Below are 21073 nucleotides of genomic sequence, written 5' to 3'. Positions count from 1 at the left end.
ACTCAAGAATTCAACTTGTTAAGTTAATTATTGATCACATTATCAATTCTGCAAACTGTTCTAAACTCACAAAAACGACACACTTTATTTTCTCTATCTTCTATCTGCGAGAGATTAAATTTTCCTTTGGAGATTAATTCTATGTAATTTTTCACATGAGAAATTGATTTTTGGACAAGTTGTTCCACCGATTGAATCTCATCATCCTTTCCACCTTTCGATTTCACAACTTTCTTACCGAATTCGTCAATTGCATATTTTAATGAATAGATAAATATCTCATTCGGAGAATATTCTTTATTCATTTTTTTTGCTAACAATTCGCTTGCCGCAAAAAGGTAAACCGGAAGTTGCAGCGAAATTCCATTTTTGAGATCTGAAAAGGATGGTTTTGTACCGCTCAATTTGTAATCAACAATATTAAAAGAACTAATTTTTTCGTTCACTTCTATCCGGTCTATTTTACCGCGTAGTTTTATTCCATCAATTTGAATTGGATCGGTATCACTTAGAATTTGATCGGCTTCATCCGAACGCAATCGCCCGAAACTTACTTCAAAATATTTTGGGAGAAATTCGCTGTCGCCTTTTCTCTCGGTTTCCAGAAACCGGTTTAATACTGATTCTAATTCGTTTCCATTAATTCCAAGAATTTTTTCCCGTTCGTAAAAAGTAAGAGGCGATTTGAATGCCGTTGTTTGTAACTGCTTCTCCGCAATTTGAAAAATTAATTTTTGAGCTGATTGATAATCTTTATCTGAACAGCCCGGAAGTATTATTCCTTTATCCCGCAACGTTGAGTAAAATTCATAAAATATTGAGTGAAGTATCCGTCCCATTTCAATTGCTTCAATATCTTCTGTCGGTTCATCAACGGTTTTAATGCCGAGCACGCGCTCCACAAAAAATTTGAAAGGACACTTGGCATAAGTTTCAAGTTGCGAGATTGAATATTGTTTTGATGAAAACGCTTTTAACCGCTCCGTTAACTCGGCAAATAATTCAGGTTCAGATTCACCAGTTAAAAGGTCACCCGTGTAATTAGAGCTTGCAAAAGGATCCTTGTTCCTAATATTTTCAATTTCGAGCGATTTAGAAATTCTTTCCAACTCTGCACCGTTTCCATTTTTCAATATATTTTTTGCGGCTTCAATTCCATTTTTGCCTATAAATATCTGTAACTCTTCTTCAGAAAAGAGTGTGTTTTCATTACCGGCTTCATCTTTAGAAGAGATTGAAAATAATTCCTCAAATTCTTTTAAAAATGTCGAAACTATTGTTTCGCGTTTGCCGTCGGTTGCCGAATAAGAAAAAAATAATTTTTTATTCCATCCGCACAACGATTGGTAGAACCGGTAATGTTCTTCAATTTGATGAGTCTGTGACTGCTTTTTAAATGAACCGGAATTAAAGATTTCCGGCTGATATCTGGTTGGAAAATCGCCGTCACATAATCCGCCTAAAAATAGATAATCAAATTTTAATCCCCTAATTTCCTCAAGCGTTGTTACCTGAACTCCGTAATTAGATTTTTCTTTTACATTGAACCTCGCCCAATTGCAGGCTGTCCTTATCTGATTCATAAAGAAATCAATCGTGAATTTTTTGCCGTCGGTATATTCTTTTTTCAATAAGCCGAATACTTCTGAAGTGGTTTCTATAAAATCTGTAAAAGCCCGTATATTTTTCTCCTCGTCAATTTCCGTTCCTAAAAGTTTTAGCGGGAGTTTTGATTCCACTATGAAGTCATTCAGTCGCTCTTGAAATTCTGAGATCGTAAGTTTTTCTTCGAATGGTTTTAATAATTCCGAAATACTTCTAATATCATTAAGGGCTTTTGTGTAAGATGTTCGTTTTGTTGTAACTTCATCAAATTCATCGCCTGTATGCTTGAGATTCGAGATACAATCGTTCAAAATATTGATCCAGTTTTCCTTACCGGCAACAATTTTTAACTCGGATGAAATCCGGTATAGATTTGAATTATCCACTTCAGCGATTTCGATAAATCTGCTGCTTAATGCGCGGAAAATGTTTTTGAAATAAAAATCATTTTCAACAATCTCTAAGTAATTCACAACTGCCGTAATAGGATTAGAGTTATCAAGAGGAGTCCGGTCGGTAAGGTTAACCGGAATTCCATACTTAGAAAATGCATCTTTTACAATTGATGAATACTCCTGGATGAGATTAAACGCAACGCAGATATTATGAGGTTCTACATTGTGTTCTATTATCAATTTTTTAATTTCTTTAGCAATGAGTTCCACTTCATTATCGCGGTTGTGTGCAGCTATTTTTGTGATGCGTCCAGTTTCATCAATCTTTGCCGACGGTCTCTTATTTTTGAATAGATTCTCCTGCAACGTATTTCTAAAACCGGTTGTCTTTTCAACATCTTCAATTTTTATGAAACCCAAATCGATCAGACGGTCATAACATTTATCTAAATGAGAAAAAATTGATTTATTGTTGGTTGCGTAATCAAAACGTAGAAATAGCTTTGTGTTTCCCACACTTGAAAGCTTTGAAAGAATTTCAATTTCCGGATTGGAAAATTCACTAAATCCGTCAAGAATTATAAGATTTACATCTTCAAAGAGTTTGTGAAATATTGCTACAAATTCTTTTAACGTGAACGAGTTAAGTTGTGAATAAATGTCGCCGAGTTCGTATGCGTTAAGAGCAAAACATTTTTTAATGAAAATTTCATAGATATCAGCAATATCTAACGCCTTTAATTTTTCCGAACTTTTCAAATTTGCCGCTTCGTTACGAAGTAGATCCGGCGTAATGCCATGTTTTTTGTATTCAGAGATTACGTTTTTAATTCTATCCAAAGTGCCAAATGGAATTTCATCTTTGTATAAAGACAAATAGCGCATTTCTATTTCTTGTGCGCTTTGCTTAATAAAAACAGTTGCAGCAGCTTCACTCAGTTGTTTAAATGGCTTGATCTGTTGTAAAATTTTTGTCGAAAGTGTCCCGAGAGTTTCAATATTCAAACCAGAGGCAGCGCGCAAAGGAATTTTGGAAATTATTTCTTTTTTAAGATTACGTGCTTTCCGGTTAGTTGGAACAATCAAAAGAAGTTCATCGATTTTATTCGATTCGATTTTCTGATTGATGAATGAATCAACATCAACCGATGCAATATTTTCTTTGGTTAATATCATTTATGCTGCAATAGAATTTTATATGACGAACGAATCTGTTTAGTTAAATCTAATCCTAATAATTCAACAATATCATTGAATCTTATTTGAGCATCGCGTTTATCTCCTACCAGTAACGTTTCCAATTCTAAAAATTTTCCCAATCCTTTTACAACATCAAGATGAATTCTTGTATTGTTGTATAAATAGAATTTTCTTTTCTTTTCCACAACGGTTTCAACATTTAAAAAATCTCGTAAATATTTTTCCGGATTCTTCCCTTCCAATTTAAGAAGTTCATAATTACTCCATCGTTTTCCTTTTTCTTCACGTAAATATTTTATCATCGTATAAGTACCGTTCTCTAAACGCAATTTGAGCAATCCTTTTTTCACCTTAAAATAGATATCTTTCTGTACAAGAACACCTTTATATTCTGCATTTTGTTTTTTCAATAATGAAATAAGCTTTGCGTGTGAATCTATCTGTACTTTTAATTCCAAATTAAGCGGCATAATAGAACCTATATTGGTTTTGAGTTGTTATAAGTAATAAAAATAGTTTTCTAGATGAGAATTAATTTTACCCGTTGATTTTTATCATAGAATCCATATCTTTAGAAAGAAGCATAGCAAAAGGAAACATAAGATGAAAGCATTTTTGTTTTTTCTATTACTAACCCCAATCGGCTTTATGAGTGCGCAAAAAATCGGCGAGCTAGCACCCGATAAAGCCCATGAGGTTTTTCCCGGCAATATGTTAGGTGCCGATATAATCTTTGGCGAAGGCGGTTTTGGGCTCGGAACTTTTTATAAAAAGTCTTTTTCTCGAAATATTACCGGCTTTGTCGATTTTTCAATTTCCGAAACTAAGGACGACCGGGAAGTTACGTACATTGATTATTATGGCAATTCATTTACACCGGATAAAGTTAACAGAGCTTTTCTTTTTCCATTAAACTTTGGAATTCAGTATCGAATATTTTCAGAATCGCTCACTGAGAATCTGCGTCCATATCTTTCATTCGGCATTGGTCCGAGTATTATTTTAACAACTCCGTACGAGAAGGAATTTTTCAGCGCCTTTGGAGACGCAAAAGTCCATTACGCGGCAGGTGGATATATTGGTCTCGGAGCTGATATGGGTGTAAGTAAGAAAAATCTAATTGCTCTAAATGTTCGTTATTATTATAACCAAATACTGGGTGACGGTATTGAAATAATGACAAACAGTAATCATAAAAGTTTCGGCCAGTTTTGTCTAATGCTTACACTCGGAGTGATGTATTGAATCAAGATGCCGGTTCGTTCAACGGATTCGATAAGGAACTTTTTAAATTTTTGAATGGTCTCCAGAAAAACAATTCTGTAGAATGGTTTCATAAGCATAAAGAACAATATCAAAAATATTTAGTTGAACCGGCAAAAGCGTTCGTAGTTGATCTTGCCCCTTTTTTAAACCGCCTCAATCCGGCAATCCGCACAGAACCTAAGTTTAATGAAACATTAATGCGCATGAATAAAGATATGCGCTTTGCAAAAGGTGAACCATACCGCAATTATTTTTTAATTCATTTCGGAAGATTCAAATTAGACAGCGAATTTTTTCTTTACTTTGAAGCCGGTGAGTCGCAGATGGGATTGTTCATCAATCAATCAAAAGGCGAAAATCTTTTTTTCAGGCAAAATCTTTCTAAGCATAAGAATGAAATTCTAAATCTATTTGAAAAGTATAATCTCAATAATAAATTTTCATTCCACTATTTCAAGAAAATGGAAACTGTAAAAGCTGTTTCAAAGTTTGATGCGAAAAAACATTTCGACTTGTTTGAAAAGCATGAGATGATACTTCTACAAAAAGTGAAGATTCCATCTTCAAAGGTGCTTTATTCAAGCAGAATTATAGTGGAAATGATCGAGATGATTACAATGTTTTACCCTCTTTACTGTTTCGCTATTTCGCCTCAACCGTTAAAAGAACTGCAGTGGTTTGAAGACAATTTTGGACAAATTGTTTAATTATTTCTTCCACTTGATTGTACAGCCGATTGTAAAAGTCTCCGGTACAGAGATTTGTGTACCACTTAGTAATTCATCAATGGCATTACGAAGATATTTACTCTTCACATTTTGCGGCTCTTGCCAGTTATCATCAATCTTTCCATGGAATACCATTTTCCTTTCCGAATCAAACAGAAAAATTTCCGGTGTGTGAGTAGCGCCGTATGCTATTGCGATAGATTGTGTTGCATCATGCAGATATGGAAAATTAAATCCTTTCATGGCTGCGCGTTCTTTCATTTTCTCAAATGAATCTTCCGGGTAATTTTCATCTTCATTAGAACTAATTGCAACAATTTGTAAATCATTTGCGTAGTCGTTTTGAATTTCCATAATTCTATCTTCGTAAGCTTGAACATAAGGGCAATGATTGCAGCTAAAAATCACAACTATCCCCTTCTTTTGAGGGAATGATTCCAAAGAATAAATTCTGCCATCTGTTGCTGGTAAAGTAAACGACGGAGCTTTTGATCCCGGTTTGAGAGTTTCGGTTGCCATAATTCCTCCATACTTGAAAACAATTTTATTTAATTTTAGTGTAGTAGAGTTAAACTTATCTTCATTGAACTAGTTCTAATATCTATTATAAAACCAGCATTTGAAAATAACGGAGAGCAAATTGAATTCCAAAGAGCTATTTAATGAAATTTTTTCTGATTACGATAATTTCCGGGAATTAAAGTTAGGAAGTGAGTTTATAACTCATTCAGAACTGAAGCAGGTTTTGGAACAGTTGAAAAATATTAATTTTTTCAAAATCGAATTGCTTGGTAAATCTGTAGAGGAACGTGAGATTTTTTCCATTTCATTCGGCACTGGCAAAACAAATATTTTAGCCTGGTCTCAGATGCACGGTGATGAACCGACCGCAACCGCAGCGTTATTCGACATACTCAATTTCTTTGCTTCGAATAATTCATTTGTAAAATTTAGAGACAGTTTGCTAAATGAGGTAACATTTCATTTTGTGCCGATGGTAAACCCGGACGGTGCAGAAATATTCAAGCGTGAGAATGCATTCAATATCGATCTTAACCGCGATGCCCTACGGCTTGAATCTTACGAGTCAAAAATACTTTGGGATTATGCAGCAAAAATTCAACCGGATTTTGGATTCAACCTTCACGATCAAAATAGTTATTACACTGCCGGCAGAACTAGAAAGTATTCCACAATTTCTATGCTGGCGCCGCCAATCGATCATGTCAAGAGTATTAATTATACAAGAGAAAAAAGCATGCAAGTCATCTGCAGAATCAATGAGACGCTTTCTTATTTTATACCGGGACAAATTGCGCGTTATAATGACGATCATGAACCGCGAGCATTCGGTGATAATTTTACAAGGAATGGTATAAGCTCAATTTTAATCGAATCCGGTTATCATAAAAACGATTTGAAAAAAGAATTTGTCAGAAAGTTAAATTTTATTGCTTTGCTCTCAGCGTTTCATTCAATTTCAGAAAAAGATTTCGAAAAAATTGACTACACCAAATATTATTCAATACCCGAAAACGAAGAACTTCTTTTTGATCTCTTACTTCGGAATTTAACACTAGACTGCAACGGTAATAGTTTTAAGATTGATATCGGAATTAACCGGAAGAAATATTTGGATTTAGAATCGAAGAAATTCCTCTTTAAGGGAACGATTGCAGAACTGGGCGACCTTTCGATTTATAACGGAATTGAAGAATATGATATGACTGGATTCAAATTTGAGTCTTCAAATTGGCTTGCCGTTGATGATCCCGCCGACTTAAATTTAACCGGAAAAGCAGAATTAAAGATTATTAATGGATCTTTTTCGGATTCAGATTATATAAATACGGTGTTAAATGAAATCGCAATTGGTTAATTTAATACGGGAAATATTTTCTCTGAAAGAAATTTAATAATGCGAGCAATTACAAATACATTGAACGACAAAGAGCTACAAAAACGTTACGTCGAATTCGAAAAGGAAGCCATTCCGCATATGGACTCGATCTATAACTATGCGCTTAGAATGACTGGCGACGAAGACGATGCCGACGACCTCGTTCAAGAAACATTTATGAAAGCATTCCGTTTTTTTGACAAATTTGAAAAAGGAACAAATTGTAAAGCGTGGTTATTCAGAATAATGAAGAACTCGTTTATTAACGATTACAGAAAGCACACAAAAGAGCCGAACAAAGTTGATTATGATGATGTACAGAACTTTTATGAGAATATTAAATCCGATGAAGTTGAATCCAAGCACTATGAGTTGGATGCCTTCAGCGATCTTTTAGACGATGATGTTTCTAAAGCAATTGAAAAATTGCCGGAGGATTTTAGAACGGTAATAATTCTTAATGATATTGAAGGATTTACTTACGAAGAGATTGCCGATTTTGTTGATATTCCCGTCGGTACTGTAAGATCAAGATTGCACCGAGCGAGAAAAATGCTTTACGTACAGTTATTCGATTATGCAAAAGAGAAAGGATTCATGAGAACAGGAAAATCAAAAAGATAAAATAGAGCAGTAATACATTTAACGAATTTAAAAACAAAAACATTTCAGGCAACATGTTCGAACTCAAAAACATAATCGTTCCAACAGATTTCAGTAAGCTATCATTCACAGCTTTGGAATATGCAAAAGATGTGGCGGAAAAAATGGAAGCGGAAATTCATTTGATTTATGTTTTGGAAAAAACACCGCCGTTTCTTGCATTAAGCAGTCTCAATGTTTCAGAAGAAGAAGTAATGAAATCGATGGAAGAACAGGCTTTAAAACAACTGAAAGAAACTTCCAGAAATATAACTGAAGATTCCTCCATCAAGATAACTGAAATCTTGAGGAAAGGTGTTGATTACGAAGAAATTATAAAATATTCTAAAGAAATTCATTGCGATATGATTGTGTTGGCAACACATGGACGGACTGGAATACTGCACAATTTGCTTGGCAGTGTTGCGGAAAAAGTCATCCGGTACGCCCAATGCCCGGTTTTAGTTATCTCCCCGGAAGAGAAAGGCGGATTAAGCTAATTTGATTCTTTTGACCGAATTCTCTAAGTTTACGCCGCAAAATTTTATAACAACAAGGCAGGTGAATTAAGTTGGTAGGAATTACAGTTGCAGAGAACGAAAATATTGATAAAGCGTTAAAACGTTTTAAGAAAAAATATGAACGTTCTGGTGTTTTAAAAGAATTTAAGAAGAGAACTTTCTTCGTTAAACCATCGGTTGAAAAACGGTTGGAAGGCATTAAAGCCAAACGGAGAGCTTCGCGCGAACAAACAATGCGCGATAGAAGAGGTTAATATTCATAAAAAATCCCGCTCAGACGGGATTTTTTATTACTTGTGATTATTCAAATAATTTTTCTTGAAATGAGTTGTGATCTTTTCAAATGCTTCATCTACCGTGCTGCAAAAATCAAAGATTTTCAGATCATCCTTACTGATTACACCATGCTCGATTAATGCATCAAAGTTCATTACCTCGCGCCAAAAACTTTCTCCATACACAATAACCTTAAGCGGCTTGGATAGTTTACCGGTCTGAATTAGAGTAACAACTTCCATCATTTCATCAAGAGTACCAAATCCACCGGGGAAAGCAACAAGAGCTTTTGCCAAGAAAACAAACCAGAATTTTCTCATAAAGAAATAATGAAACTCGAATGCCAATTCCGAATCGACATACTTATTAACAAACTGTTCGAATGGAATACTTATATTTAATCCAATCGAATGCCCTTTGGCAAGATAGGCGCCTTTGTTGGCTGCTTCCATTATTCCAGGACCGCCGCCGCTGCAAACAATAAATCTCTTTTCATCCACCGGTAAAGCCATCGACCAAAGTGTTAATCTTTTAGATAGCTCAACCGCGTCTTCATAGTACTTGGACATTTCAAGCATTTTCAATGCTCTATCCACTTTTTTCTTTGAGGAAGCGGATTTGTCTTTTTTGGCTTCTCTCAATATTTTCAAAGCATCTTTTCTTGAAGGAATTCTTGCCGATCCGAAGAAAACTATTGTATCGCGTATTTTATTTCTTGCGAAACGAGCTTGTGGTTCATAGAATTCAGAGAGTATTCTTATCGTTCTAGCCTTGGTAGAGTTTAAAAAATCTAAATTATTATAAGCCTTAACTGTCCCATTGTTTAGTTTTTTCATTGATTCACCGTAAAATTAGAAAGGATATTTGAATGGCATTCATTGCTAGTCCAAAAATGGAAAAGACCCCCGATTGTGCAGGGGTCTGTTTTCCAAAAATTATTTTTGTGCAGGAGCAGTAGAACGCTGTTGTGGTAATGCCGGCGCCGTTGGAACTGATTGCCTGCCTCCGCCTTGAATTATACTTTCTCTTTGCGCACTTGTAGTTTGTCCCGGCAAAAAGAAAAGATTAATAACAATGGCAAGAATTAACAATGCCGCTCCGATCCACCAGGTAATCTTGCTAAGAAAGTCCGCAGTTCTTCTTGTACCGAAAACAGTTCCAAATTGACCGGAACCTCCGAAAGAACCGGCTAACCCGCCGCCTTTACTTGATTGAAGCAATACAACAATAATTAACAATACCGCCAGAATTACAGAAATAGAAATTAAAAGTGCATACATATCTTACTCCAAATTAGATGTAGCGAGGGAGGGATTCGAACCCCCGACACATGGATTATGATTCCATTGCTCTAACCTACTGAGCTACCTCGCCAAAAAAAACCACTTATCAGCCCAATTCCCTTGGTTCAAGGTAGGCAGAAAAACGGGACGTAAATATAAAGCATCGGTTTCCAAACTTCAAGCCGTTTCAAACTAATGATTTTTATCATCTTTTCCGCTGGCAGGAGTAGTTTCTTTGCTATTGAACTTAATCATTTTTTCCGGTTGATCAATTTGTAGTTCACATAAATCAAAAATTGTCTTTGGTCTGTCTAACTAACATCATCTTTTAACTGCTGCCATAGCTCATCTAATAATTCCGGCAGACCAAAACGTGTTGCCGAAGAAAAGATTAGAACAGGTCCATCATAACCGCGAATTTTTCTTTTCTGAACTTTTTTCAGATCGGATGCTTCCAGTAGATCCGATTTTGTGAACGCTAAAATCTTTTTTTTCTTACTAAGCACTTTTGAATATTGATTCAACTCTGAAAGAAGAGTTTTATAATCTTTTGCATAATCTTCCGATGTTATATCAATCATCAGTAATAAAATTTTTGTACGTTCGATGTGACGCAAAAATTTTAATCCCAATCCTTTACCGAGATGCGCGCCTTCAATAATACCCGGAATATCTGCAACAGTAATGCTCGCAAAATCTTTGTAGCGAACAATTCCAAGATTCGGTTCAAGTGTTGTGAATGGGTAATCCGCAATTTTAGGTTTTGCATCGGAGATTACAGAAATCAAACTGGATTTTCCGGCATTTGGAAATCCGACCAAACCAACATCTGCAATTAATTTTAATTCAAGGACCACGAATTTTTCCGGACCGGGTCTTCCATCCTCTGCAAAACGGGGAGTCTGTTGAGTTGGTGTTGCAAAATTACTGTTGCCTCTTCCACCCTTTCCGCCCTTGACTGCAACAAATTCCTTCTCATCGGCATCAAGATCAAAAATTATTTCGTCTGCTTCTTCATCTTTTATGATTGTACCAATCGGCACCCGTATTATAATATCTTTTCCGCTTTTGCCGTCTTTGAGAGAAGAACCGCCCGGGTCTCCATCTTCGGCTAAATATTTTCTTTTATATTGAAAATCTAAAAGAGTTGTAAGATTTCTATCGACTTTAAAAATTACACTTCCGCCGTTACCGCCATTACCCCCAGCTGGTCCGCCTTTAGGAACATATTTTTCTCTTCTGAATGCTACTGCACCGTTTCCGCCGTCACCGGCCTTGATATACACTTTTGCATAATCTATGAACATAAGTTACTTGTTACCAAAATATTCTGAAATAATTGATTTAAATGCTTCAGCTTCTTTGGAAGAACGGCTTATATGGCGTTCCGACAATGTTTCATTAATTACTAAAGTTGCGTCATCAGAATTTCTGCAATTGGAAATTTCGTCTAACAGACTTGCAAAATCTTCAATATCGTAATCAAAGATTACTTCTATAATCTTTGTCATTTCTTTATTCTCTAGAATCTCGGCAAGATCCACCCTTGAATTTTCATCGGATTCGTTTTTATTATGAGTAGGCGGTACATTGTCAGCATTCTCATTTTCAAAGATAACTCTTTCAGATCCATCTTCGGATTTTAATTTCTTTTTATTAAAAATATCTTCGTCATCTTCATCTATATTTGAATTGAACCTCTTTTCGTCGAATTTAAATGTGTCCTCTTCAAGTTCAGCAACATTAATATCCGGAAGTTGTTTCCCATTTTCATTATCACGAAGCGATTGCAAGAAACTTTCATTATCCGGATTCTCTTCTAAAAATTCCTTCTTATCTAAATCTAATTTATTATTAGATTGAATTTCGTCATCGTCTTCTCTGTTTTCTTCCTCTTCAATTTCCTCTGTAATATCATCCATATCCTTTTCATTCTCATTAGGTTCTTCGGTTAATTCTACTATTTCCTTTTCATTCTCATTCAATTCATCCGTTGTCTCAATAATCGGTTCGATACGATTATCTTCATTTATCTTTATTCTCCATTTAGCCGGCGGTGCGATAGTAATTTCATCCTCGGTTTCATCATCAATTTTATCATTTGCACTTTCATTCATTCCACGAATTTCTATTTCTTCTTCTTGCTGATCATCCTCTTCTGTTTCTTGTTCTTGTTCTTCTTCCAAATCTTCCCGTTCTAGTCCTTCTTCAAGCTCACTTCGATCAACTTTTTGTTCCTCTTGTTCTTCCTCTTCGTGAAGAATTTCCTCAACATTGTTTTCTATGGTATGATCAACCAGTTCTAATTCTTCGACTACTTCTGCCTCTTCCGCTTCTTTTGTTTCAAACTTTTGTGTCGCTTCCGGTTCAATCATTAACTCTTCTTTTTCAATTATAATGCTGTTGAAAACTTTTTGATAATCGCTCAGGTTGAATTTTGCACCTTCCTCATCAACAAAAGTTTCGCCAACCTTTTGAAGATGCTTAATCAATTCTTTCTCTCCTAGGAACATTTCAACTGCAGAAAGAGGAATTTTTGATTTTTGAATTTCACCAATATTAAAAAACTCTGCCATTGACTTCAGCGCATTAGAAAGAATTGCCGGCAAATATGTCTCGACTCCCAGTTTATCGGCTTTGTTCAGCAATTCCTCAAACTCTTGGGCGTTCATCGAAAGGATTTTTTTTGAGTTTATGTATGAAACCAGAATCTTATTTACATACTTGTAATAGTAAACGTAATTTAGAATTTGTTTAATGTCGTTGGTTGATTTATGATTATCCTCGTCGAAAACAAATTTTGTTAAAGTCCATTTTGGTCTTACTAGATAGTTCACAGTAAAAGACGATGCGTGTAAGATCAATTTAGCAATGTACTCCTGAGCAAACCTCTTTGATTTCTTGGCTTCTTCCGAAATTTGATTAAAGAGAAATGATATTTTCTCTCCAGAATAATCAAACAAAGAATTTTTAAGAAGCTTTTGCCTATCCTCGTAGATCAGGTAATCAATTTCTGCGGAGATATATTGTAAGATTGCCGGGTGAACATCCGACGCAAGTAACTGCTCAAATGTGAAATAAGGACCAAGACGGTTAACCTTATTCAGATTGAAATCATAAATAAATTTTATTTCTCGCTCGAACATACTTTTTGATTTGCTTCTTTTATGTGTATTCCAAAACAATAATACCAAAAAGCCATAAAAAAATCCCGACTTAATTAGCCGGGATTTTTTAAGCATATTATTTTGAATCCATTATTCTACATTCTGCGATTTAACTTTTGCCATAAAGTACTCACGGTTCATACGAGCGATGTTCTTAACCGAAACACCTTTGGGGCATTCGGCCTCACAGGCGTAAGTGTTGGAACAACTTCCGAAACCGTATTGATCCATCACTTTCACCATTGATTCTACTCGCTGATATCGTTCCGGTTGTCCTTGCGGCAACAACGCGAACTGAGAAACCTTAGCGCTTACAAACAACATTGCAGATGCATTCTTACATGCGGCAACACAAGCTCCGCATCCAATACACTGTGCAGCATCCATCGCATCAGAAGCAATGTTTTTAGGTATCGGAATAGCGTTTCCATCCGGCACGCTAAGTGTGTTAACAGAAATAAATCCGCCGGCTTCCATAATTCTGTCCATTGCAGAACGGTCAACCATCAAATCTTTGATAATTGGAAATGCTTTCGCGCGGAACGGTTCAACATAAATTACATCACCCTCTTTGAAATTTCTCATGTGTAATTGGCATGTTGCAATTCGCGGAATCGGTCCGTGCGGCGTACCGTTAATTACAAGTCCGCATGTACCGCAAATTCCTTCCCGGCAATCGCTTTCAAAAGTGATCGGTTCAAGACTTTTTTTCTCAAGATCATTATTAATATCATCGAGCATTTCAAGAAAAGATGAATCCGGAGAAACCGAAACTTTATATTCAGTAAAGCTGCCCTTTGAGTGAACGTTTTGCTGACGCCAAACTTTAAGAGTTAAATTTATTTTTTTATGTTCCATTATTTATAACTCCTTGTAGCTAGTTTTGCAGAAGTAAATTCTAGAGGTTCTTTGTTCAATTCCCATTTACCGACATCCTTAAATTCCCAAGCCGAGACAAATGCATAATCCTCATCATTTCTTAACGCTTCACCTTCCTTTGTCTGGTATTCTTCTCTGAAATGACCGCCGCATGATTCGTTACGCGTCAAAGCATCAAGAGCCATCAATTCGCCGAGCTCAAGATAATCCGCAACACGAGCAGCTCTTTCGAGACATTGATTAACATCATTTGAATCACCGACAACATTTACATCTTTCCAGAATTCTTCTCTCAATGCTTTTATCTCTACCATTGCTTCTTTCAATCCTTTCTCGTTTCTTCCCATTCCAACTTTATTCCACATTATTCTGCCAAGCTGCTTATGGATATCATCAACCGTTCTCTTCCCTTTGATTGAAAGAAGTTTGGTAGTCATATCCTCAACTTCTTTTTTCACTTTTTCAAATTCAGCATGATCTGTTTTAACTAAGGTTGGTTTATCGCCTGCAAGATAATTTCCAATTGTATAAGGAAGAACAAAATAACCATCAGCCAAGCCCTGCATTAAAGCGCTAGCGCCGAGACGGTTTGCACCGTGATCCGAGAAATTTGCTTCGCCGGCAACAAACAATCCGGGAATTGAGCTTTGCATATTGTAATCTACCCACAAGCCGCCCATTGTATAGTGAGGAGCCGGATAAATTTTCATCGGTGATTTGTACGGATTATCCCCGGTGATTGTTTCATATATTTCAAATAAATTTCCGTAACGTTCTTCAATTACTTTTTGACCAAGACGATTTATTGCATCCTGAAAATCGAGATAAACCGCATCCTGACCCTGCGCTCCTCTGCCGTCATCAATTGCTTCTTTTGCCGCACGCGATGAAATATCACGCGGACTTAAATTGCCGTACGTCGGATATTTTCTTTCAAGATAATAATCACGTTCATCTTCAGGAATATCGTTCGGTTTACGCATATCTTTTTTTAATTTCGAAACCCATATGCGTCCGTCATTACGCAAACTCTCGCTCATCAAAGTTAATTTAGATTGATTTTCTCCGTGAAGCGGCAAACATGTCGGATGAATTTGTGTAAAACACGGATTAGCAAAAGCCGCTCCGCGTTTGTGAGCACGCCAGATTGCTGTTGCGTTACAATTCATTGCGCTCGTTGAAAGAAAATATGCGTTTGCATATCCGCCGGTTGCAAGAATAACAGCATGCGCAGAATATTTTTCGATCTTTCCGGTTAACATATCTCTAACAATAATTCCTTTTGCAACACCGTCAATTACAACAACATCAAGCATTTCTCTGCGAGTATAAAGTTTGACTTTGCCGAGATTAATTTGACGGTTCATAGCGGTATATGCGCCGAGCAAAAGTTGCTGACCCGTTTGTCCTCTTGCATAAAATGTTCTTGAAACAAGTGCACCGCCGAATGAACGGTTATCAAGTAATCCGCCGTATTCGCGGGCAAAAGGAACACCTTGTGCAACGCATTGATCAATAATATTGTTGCTGACTTCCGCAAGACGGTAAACATTTGATTCACGTGAACGGAAGTCGCCGCCTTTAATTGTATCATAAAAAAGTCTATAAACTGAATCGCCGTCATTCTGATAATTTTTTGCTGCATTGATACCGCCTTGAGCAGAAATACTATGTGCACGACGTGCGCTGTCATGGAACGTAAACGCTTTAACATTGTATCCAAGTTCGCCTAGAGAAGCAGCAGCAGATGCACCGGCTAACCCTGTTCCAACAACTATAACATCATACTTACGTTTGTTAGCCGGATTAACAAGCTTCATATTGAATTTGTGGTTTGTCCACTTCTCTTCTAATTTGCCTTCCGGCACTTTCGAATCTAATTTTATCATCACTTACCTCCGAAGAAAAAAAAGTAAACCGGAATCGAACCGAAACCGATCGTCATAATCAATGCGTAAACTGTTCCAAGTTTTTCGATGAATGGAAAATATTTTTTATGGTTCCATCCGAAGGTCTGAAACGCGCTTTGGAAACCGTGGTTTAAGTGAAATCCCAATAATATAACAGCAATAAAGTAGAGAGCGGCATACCACCAAAGTTGAAACCAAGTTGTTGTAATAGTATAAAGGTCCAATTCGGTACCGGAAAAATTGAATTTATACCAAATTGACTGTAGATGAATAACTAAAAAGATAAATACAATGCTTCCGGTGATGAAAGCAGTGCGTGAAAAAACAGTTGTGTTCTTTCGGGATCCATTAACGGAATATCCTTGCGGTCTTGCCTGCTTATTTTCAATCCAAAGACGAGTACCATTAAAAATGTGGAGGACAAAAACCGCGCCCAGTATTACTTCGATAACCCGGATGAACGGCTTAATATGTTCCAGTAATCCCACATAATTATTGAATGCATCTTTTCCGCCGTACAAGCTCATATTGCCGGCAAGATGAATAATTAAAAAAAGCATCAATGCCACACCAGTAATTGCCATCACCAACTTCTTGCCAATGGATGAATTCAAGCTTTTCCAAACCCAGCTCATTAATATTCTCCTATTTTAAGATGGTTAATTATGAAAATAGATATGGTTTGAAGAAATGAAATGTTACTAAGATTCTTGTTCGAAATGATTTTCTTTAACACAATGCTGTACAATAATTTTTTTTTCGAATCTAAGATAAAGCTATTAAAGTTTTTTTTCAAAGAGGAATTGATCTTATATTCTTTTATTTTGATCAAAAATTGCGCTGAATTAACTTCTTTTCTAATCTGAACCAGAAGTGCACTAACATTCACTTTATGAAAAGACAAGTTTCAATCTGCATCTGCATTCTGCCGGCAAGCGTGATGATTAGGATTTTTCAGCGATTCCAGCACAACGCATTAGCATGCCTGACTATACGTTAGTTAATATTGGCGCATCTCATAAATTATTCAGCCACATTGAACTAACAGCTAGAATAGAAGATTTGTTTGACAAGTAATATCAAGAAGTTCTGTATGATGGGACTTTAAGAAGAAATATTTATGCTGGCGTAAATTTTGATTTCTAAAAAAATAGATAATAAAAGATTCCGGATATTGGATAAAACATAATTATTATATCCAGTATCCAGAATCTAATATTCAGAATCTTAGCCGCGACCCATACCTTGTCTGCGTTGAGTTATTTCTTCCTGGATTTTTTTCCATTCAACTTTTTGCTCGTCGGTTAAAAGTGCCTCAATTTTTTTATTTGTCTTTTCCCTCAGCTCCATGAAACCGGCCCTCATTGCTTCTCTGTCCTCTCCCGCACTCTCTCTCAATTTTGCCATCTCATTCATTTGCGAGGTTAGGATAGTATCAATTTTTCCAAATTGAACATCGGTCAACTTTAATCTCGTTTTATAATCTTCAAGAGTTTTTTTCAATCGTTCTTGAGGATTTCCGCCCATCTGTGCGAATGAATTTACTGTCATAGCTAAAACGAACAAAACCATGATTGTGAAGAATGCTTTTGTTTTCATTTTTATTCCTTTTTGTTTGATGAGAATCATTTTCTAATCTCGGTTAAGTAACCCGCTTTTATCGAATCAAAATAAGTACTACAGACAATTTACTACCGTTAAAATTTGTTAAATATTTTCAATCTGCTTGGGATTAAGTCGAGTGCGGTTAATTTGCTAACCGTATAAGTGTAAGATTTAAGAATAACCCGGCGCAATTATACACCGGGCTTAAGTAAAACTATTTAAGAAGTTCTGCTAATAATCCATCCGGATTTATAAAATCTTTGATCTCATCATATTTTAATTTGATTTCAGTTGGACCGAATGAGTGCGGAGCAATTTCATAATCATTAAAGTAAAACGTCAAGCCGGATCTTGTAATCAAGAAATTTTCATTTAGAATGAATTTGCCGGCTTTAAACCAAAAGCCGGCTTTCTCTAAATCATCATCCGGTTTTAGAAGTCTTACTTTTCTGAATTCCACTTCTCCCAGATAATTAAGTTTTTTTTCAAATCCGCTTGTTAACAAATCACGCAGATTAATTTTTCCGCCGGAGCCGGCATTAATATTTATAAATGTTCTTACAGAGTTGGGATGAGCACCGCCAAGAAAAGAATTTTCTGTATACTCAAGTGATATGATTCCAAGTTGATTGAGCTGCACATTAACTATTCTCTCCAATTCATATCTTGACGGCGAATCCGGAAATTTCTTTTTAAATCTTTTATAATCATTAATAAGAGTATCGCTTAACTCATCTAATGATTTTGATTTAACTTGAAAAACGGGCTGAAGAATCATTTTACCAATTTTTTTGTTTAGAGTATCAACAACACTGTAATTCTCTGCATATGTAAATTCCGGATAGTTAACAGAAATTGAGACGCAATTGCTAGAAGCTGCACCGCAATCACCATAGTACTTATCGAAATTTCTGACCTGATATTTGGCGGAATCTTCATAGACTCCCGTCGAACAAAAAGTCAGTACAACACTCATGAAAATCAACAATAAAAAATTTCGTTTTTTCATTTTATTAACTTTCATTCTATTGAATTACTCTTGCAATCCGGCAGAATGAATTGCATTAAAGAGTAATTTAAATGTGCCGTAAGTCTGATGCCTGTTCTGCACTTTGAACCCGAACAAAATTACATGACCTGCTTTTTGTTTTACATCCACAACCGCACTCCTTTTAAAAAGATAATCTTCACCAAGCAAGAATCCGGACTTCAACAGATCTTTTGTTGGATAGCGGACTACAACGCTGCGGTCATATTGACCAAACGGCGTTGATGTTGCAAATGCAATGTTATTGCTAAGGTAACCGATTGATTCGGGATTCATTCCATAACCTACAGGTGTTGTATTGTCAACATTAATTCTTACAAGAGAACCGGGGCAATAAAAATCATCGCTCTTTACGGTTTTCAAAACGTTGGTTACTTTCAATCCTAAATCTTCAATGGCAAAGTTGCATGCTTGTCCTAATGTTATTACAAAACCGCCGTCCTTTTCGACAAAATTTTTCAAATTATCAACACCTTCTTTTTCAATTCCGCCTTCAAATTCTGGAGGTTTGGGTCTGTAGAAACGCGCATTATCTCCGGTCGGTTTTCCAGTTTTAATTATGTCGCCCGACAAATCGGGAATGATTATCACATCAAAATTTTCTTTTATCTTTTTGTTTTTAAAATCTTTGTTGAGAATCGTTTTGAAATCGAATTGATAATTTTCAAGAAGAAGTCTTGTCCACCCTTCATCCATGCTTGCGGTATAAGGCTGATAGAGACCAACCCTAACTTTTTTTATTTCTTTTAACTTGGATTGATCTTTGAATTCGACAGAAGATATTTTCAGATGAAGTTCATTTGCGAATTGCGCCATCATTTTTTTTGATTTATCATCAACCGGGATAAAAACTGAACCTTCCAAAAATTCAAATTCTCCGCTTTTTATTTTCTCCGTGTTCCAGTAAACAGGAATATTTTCTTTTTGACATTTATTAATGAATGTTGAATTTGCATTCGAGCCGGATTTAACTACGAAATAATTTCCCTCTTTCTTCTCAACCTCTCCGGTTTGAAAATTCGGATCGGACAAAATTTTTGTATCAAGCATGAAAGGTTTTTCAATTATTGAAAATTCAACTCCCATTTGATACGGCAAAGTCCAGCCGGCAACATCATACGGACGAAGAGGAGTTTCAGTTTTAGATTTTCGAAGATCAGGATAAGTCTGTTCTTCAAATAAATCTTTTACATATCTTCCGTTCGGTTGTGCTGTATAAATTATGTAGCTGTTCGCGGGATAAATTGTGTTGTCGATTTTAAACTCTTTGTCAATAAAATTTACTTCGACGGCACCGAGCTGAAGCATCTCAATCATCTTTGAAGTTGTCTGAGGATCTTTCTGATCCCGCGGTATTACATATGCAAATGGATTTCCTTCTTTCCCTTTTTCAATTGCATCTTTATTCATTTTATAATAATTCATCAGCAAATCTTCTTTGAACAATGCCGCTGTTTCTATAAGACTCGCAGTTAAACCTAATTCATAATCTACAATATCCCGCAAACGCCACCATCCGCCGCGCCACGGAGATGGATAATTTGTTCTTACATCATAAGGAGTAATTTCTTGAGTTGCCCGCACTTCCGATGAGTCAATAAAAATCGGAGACGCAATGTTACAGCTTGCCATTTCTGATAGCATTCCAATTTGATTGTGCCACAATGAATTTTCCGTAGCTCCTTCCCAATAAGCATCAAATAATGCTTTGTCAATAATACCTGTCTTGCCTTGTTTCTGAAGTTCGAGCGCACTCATTCCTCCAAAAATTTGCTGCCATCGCCAAATCATAGGATTTACATTTGGATTGATTGGATCTTGATACGGAACCACGAATAACCGCGCACCGTTACTTCCCATCTGATGCTCATCCAGCCAAACTTGCGGGAACCATTCATGCCAGGCAACTTTCACAACATTTCGGGTTTCAACTAGATTAAATGCAAACCAATCACGATTGTCATCATGTCCCGCATACTTATGATAAAGAAAAGGCATTTGCGAACCATCAAATTCGGTTTTAACATATTTATTGTACCAATCAACTACCATAGTCGTGCCGTCTGGATTGATAGAAGGCATTAGTATAAATAGAACATCATTCAATGCTTTGTTTGATTTTTCCGGAGCGGTTCCAGTAGCAAGATTGTATGCAAATTCCATCGACATCTGAGATGATGCAATTTCGTTTGAGTGAATATTGCATGTAATTAGAACAACAACTTTTCCATCTTTGGAAAATTGTTTTGCCTCATCCTCAGTAGTCATTCGTGGATCAGAAAGTTTTTTTACAATTGCTTTGTACTTCTGTAAATTCTTAATGTTATCATCAGAACTAATAATAGCCATGAACATATCCGCACCAAGTGATGTCTTACCTATAATTTCATAATGAATTTTTGGTGAATTCTCGGATAAATATTTAAAATATTTTGATATAGTCTGGTAATCTGCAATCTTATAATCGGTTCCAACTTTGTAGCCAAGAAATTCTTCGGGTGATTTTAGAGTTTGAGAATTGACAGAGATGAATGAAACCAGCAGCAGAATAAAAATTAGAAGACGACCCATGTTTCCTCCGGATTGATTTGAATTATTGGGATGATAATATGGAATTTATAAACAGGTAACAATCAGATTTTTAATTA

Annotated in this window: 19 protein-coding genes and 1 tRNA gene; 6 read left to right on the top strand and 14 right to left on the bottom strand. The window is 36.1% G+C overall.

The genetic code is table 11. The annotated features are described in order from the left end of the window. Positions 1-23 precede the first annotated feature (23 nt). The gene (locus NTX65_13610; protein MCX6170378.1) at positions 24-3176 is read right to left on the bottom strand and encodes an exodeoxyribonuclease V subunit gamma; all 3153 of its coding nucleotides are present in this window, start codon (positions 3174-3176) and stop codon (positions 24-26) included. Beyond that, entirely contained in the window at positions 3173-3670 is a 498-nt protein-coding gene (locus NTX65_13605; protein MCX6170377.1) for a class IV adenylate cyclase, read from the bottom strand. The genes NTX65_13610 and NTX65_13605 overlap by 4 nt, the downstream gene beginning before the upstream one ends. Before the next feature lie 133 nt (positions 3671-3803). On the opposite strand from NTX65_13605, the gene NTX65_13600 reads away from it, so the two are divergent. Beyond that, complete coding sequence (locus NTX65_13600; GenBank protein ID MCX6170376.1) at positions 3804-4445, top strand: hypothetical protein; 642 nt, start codon at positions 3804-3806, stop codon at positions 4443-4445. Next, positions 4442-5173 carry a DUF2461 family protein gene (locus NTX65_13595; GenBank protein MCX6170375.1) on the top strand — a complete coding sequence of 244 codons (732 nt, stop codon included), beginning with the start codon at positions 4442-4444 and terminating at the stop codon, positions 5171-5173. The genes NTX65_13600 and NTX65_13595 overlap by 4 nt, the downstream gene beginning before the upstream one ends. Here the strand turns inward: NTX65_13595 and NTX65_13590 are convergent, their stop codons facing one another. Next, positions 5174-5713 (bottom strand): thioredoxin family protein, encoded by a 540-nt coding sequence (locus NTX65_13590; protein MCX6170374.1) that lies wholly within the window; start codon positions 5711-5713, stop codon positions 5174-5176. A 121-nt stretch (positions 5714-5834) separates the two neighbouring features. Here NTX65_13590 and NTX65_13585 point away from each other — a divergent pair, with 121 nt between their 5' ends. From NTX65_13585 to rpsU, 4 genes are all read left to right on the top strand, one after another. Next, positions 5835-7073 (top strand): M14 family zinc carboxypeptidase, encoded by a 1239-nt coding sequence (locus tag NTX65_13585; GenBank protein ID MCX6170373.1) that lies wholly within the window; start codon positions 5835-5837, stop codon positions 7071-7073. A gap of 39 nt (positions 7074-7112) precedes the next feature. After that, on the top strand, positions 7113-7718 hold the full coding sequence (locus NTX65_13580) for a sigma-70 family RNA polymerase sigma factor (GenBank protein ID MCX6170372.1): 606 nt from the start codon (positions 7113-7115) through the stop codon (positions 7716-7718). A 53-nt stretch (positions 7719-7771) separates the two neighbouring features. Further along, positions 7772-8236, top strand: coding sequence for a universal stress protein (locus tag NTX65_13575; GenBank protein MCX6170371.1), 465 nt, complete (start codon positions 7772-7774; stop codon positions 8234-8236). 71 nt (positions 8237-8307) lie between these two features. Then, positions 8308-8511 (top strand): 30S ribosomal protein S21, encoded by a 204-nt coding sequence (gene rpsU, locus NTX65_13570; protein MCX6170370.1) that lies wholly within the window; start codon positions 8308-8310, stop codon positions 8509-8511. A 36-nt stretch (positions 8512-8547) separates the two neighbouring features. Here the strand turns inward: rpsU and NTX65_13565 are convergent, their stop codons facing one another. From NTX65_13565 to NTX65_13515, 11 genes are all read right to left on the bottom strand, one after another. Continuing rightward, on the bottom strand, positions 8548-9369 hold the full coding sequence (locus NTX65_13565) for a TIGR00730 family Rossman fold protein (GenBank protein MCX6170369.1): 822 nt from the start codon (positions 9367-9369) through the stop codon (positions 8548-8550). A 99-nt stretch (positions 9370-9468) separates the two neighbouring features. Next, positions 9469-9813, bottom strand: coding sequence for a preprotein translocase subunit SecG (secG, locus tag NTX65_13560; GenBank protein MCX6170368.1), 345 nt, complete (start codon positions 9811-9813; stop codon positions 9469-9471). Positions 9814-9833: 20 nt separating this feature from the next. Then, a tRNA-Met gene (locus tag NTX65_13555) sits at positions 9834-9907 on the bottom strand. Positions 9908-10127: 220 nt separating this feature from the next. Further along, entirely contained in the window at positions 10128-11123 is a 996-nt protein-coding gene (gene obgE / locus NTX65_13550) for a GTPase ObgE (protein ID MCX6170367.1), read from the bottom strand. 3 nt (positions 11124-11126) lie between these two features. Further along, positions 11127-12962, bottom strand: coding sequence for a hypothetical protein (locus NTX65_13545; protein MCX6170366.1), 1836 nt, complete (start codon positions 12960-12962; stop codon positions 11127-11129). 111 nt (positions 12963-13073) lie between these two features. Beyond that, positions 13074-13841, bottom strand: a complete 768-nt coding sequence (locus NTX65_13540) for a succinate dehydrogenase/fumarate reductase iron-sulfur subunit (protein MCX6170365.1) — start codon at positions 13839-13841, stop codon at positions 13074-13076. Continuing rightward, entirely contained in the window at positions 13841-15751 is a 1911-nt protein-coding gene (locus NTX65_13535; GenBank protein ID MCX6170364.1) for a fumarate reductase/succinate dehydrogenase flavoprotein subunit, read from the bottom strand. Before NTX65_13535 ends, NTX65_13540 begins: the two co-directional genes overlap by 1 nt. Next, complete coding sequence (locus tag NTX65_13530) at positions 15751-16407, bottom strand: succinate dehydrogenase cytochrome b subunit (protein MCX6170363.1); 657 nt, start codon at positions 16405-16407, stop codon at positions 15751-15753. Before NTX65_13530 ends, NTX65_13535 begins: the two co-directional genes overlap by 1 nt. A gap of 592 nt (positions 16408-16999) precedes the next feature. Next, positions 17000-17371 (bottom strand): hypothetical protein, encoded by a 372-nt coding sequence (locus tag NTX65_13525; protein ID MCX6170362.1) that lies wholly within the window; start codon positions 17369-17371, stop codon positions 17000-17002. 220 nt (positions 17372-17591) lie between these two features. Then, the gene (locus tag NTX65_13520) at positions 17592-18386 is read right to left on the bottom strand and encodes a DUF3298 and DUF4163 domain-containing protein (protein MCX6170361.1); all 795 of its coding nucleotides are present in this window, start codon (positions 18384-18386) and stop codon (positions 17592-17594) included. A 24-nt stretch (positions 18387-18410) separates the two neighbouring features. After that, the gene (locus NTX65_13515) at positions 18411-20996 is read right to left on the bottom strand and encodes a M14 family metallopeptidase (protein MCX6170360.1); all 2586 of its coding nucleotides are present in this window, start codon (positions 20994-20996) and stop codon (positions 18411-18413) included. Positions 20997-21073: the final 77 nt, after the last annotated feature.

Source organism: Ignavibacteriales bacterium (assembly GCA_026390795.1).
Taxonomy (GTDB): Bacteria; Bacteroidota; Ignavibacteria; order Ignavibacteriales; family Melioribacteraceae; genus Fen-1258.
Note: the sequence above shows the minus strand (reverse complement) of the source record. Positions and strands in the feature narration are given on the sequence as shown.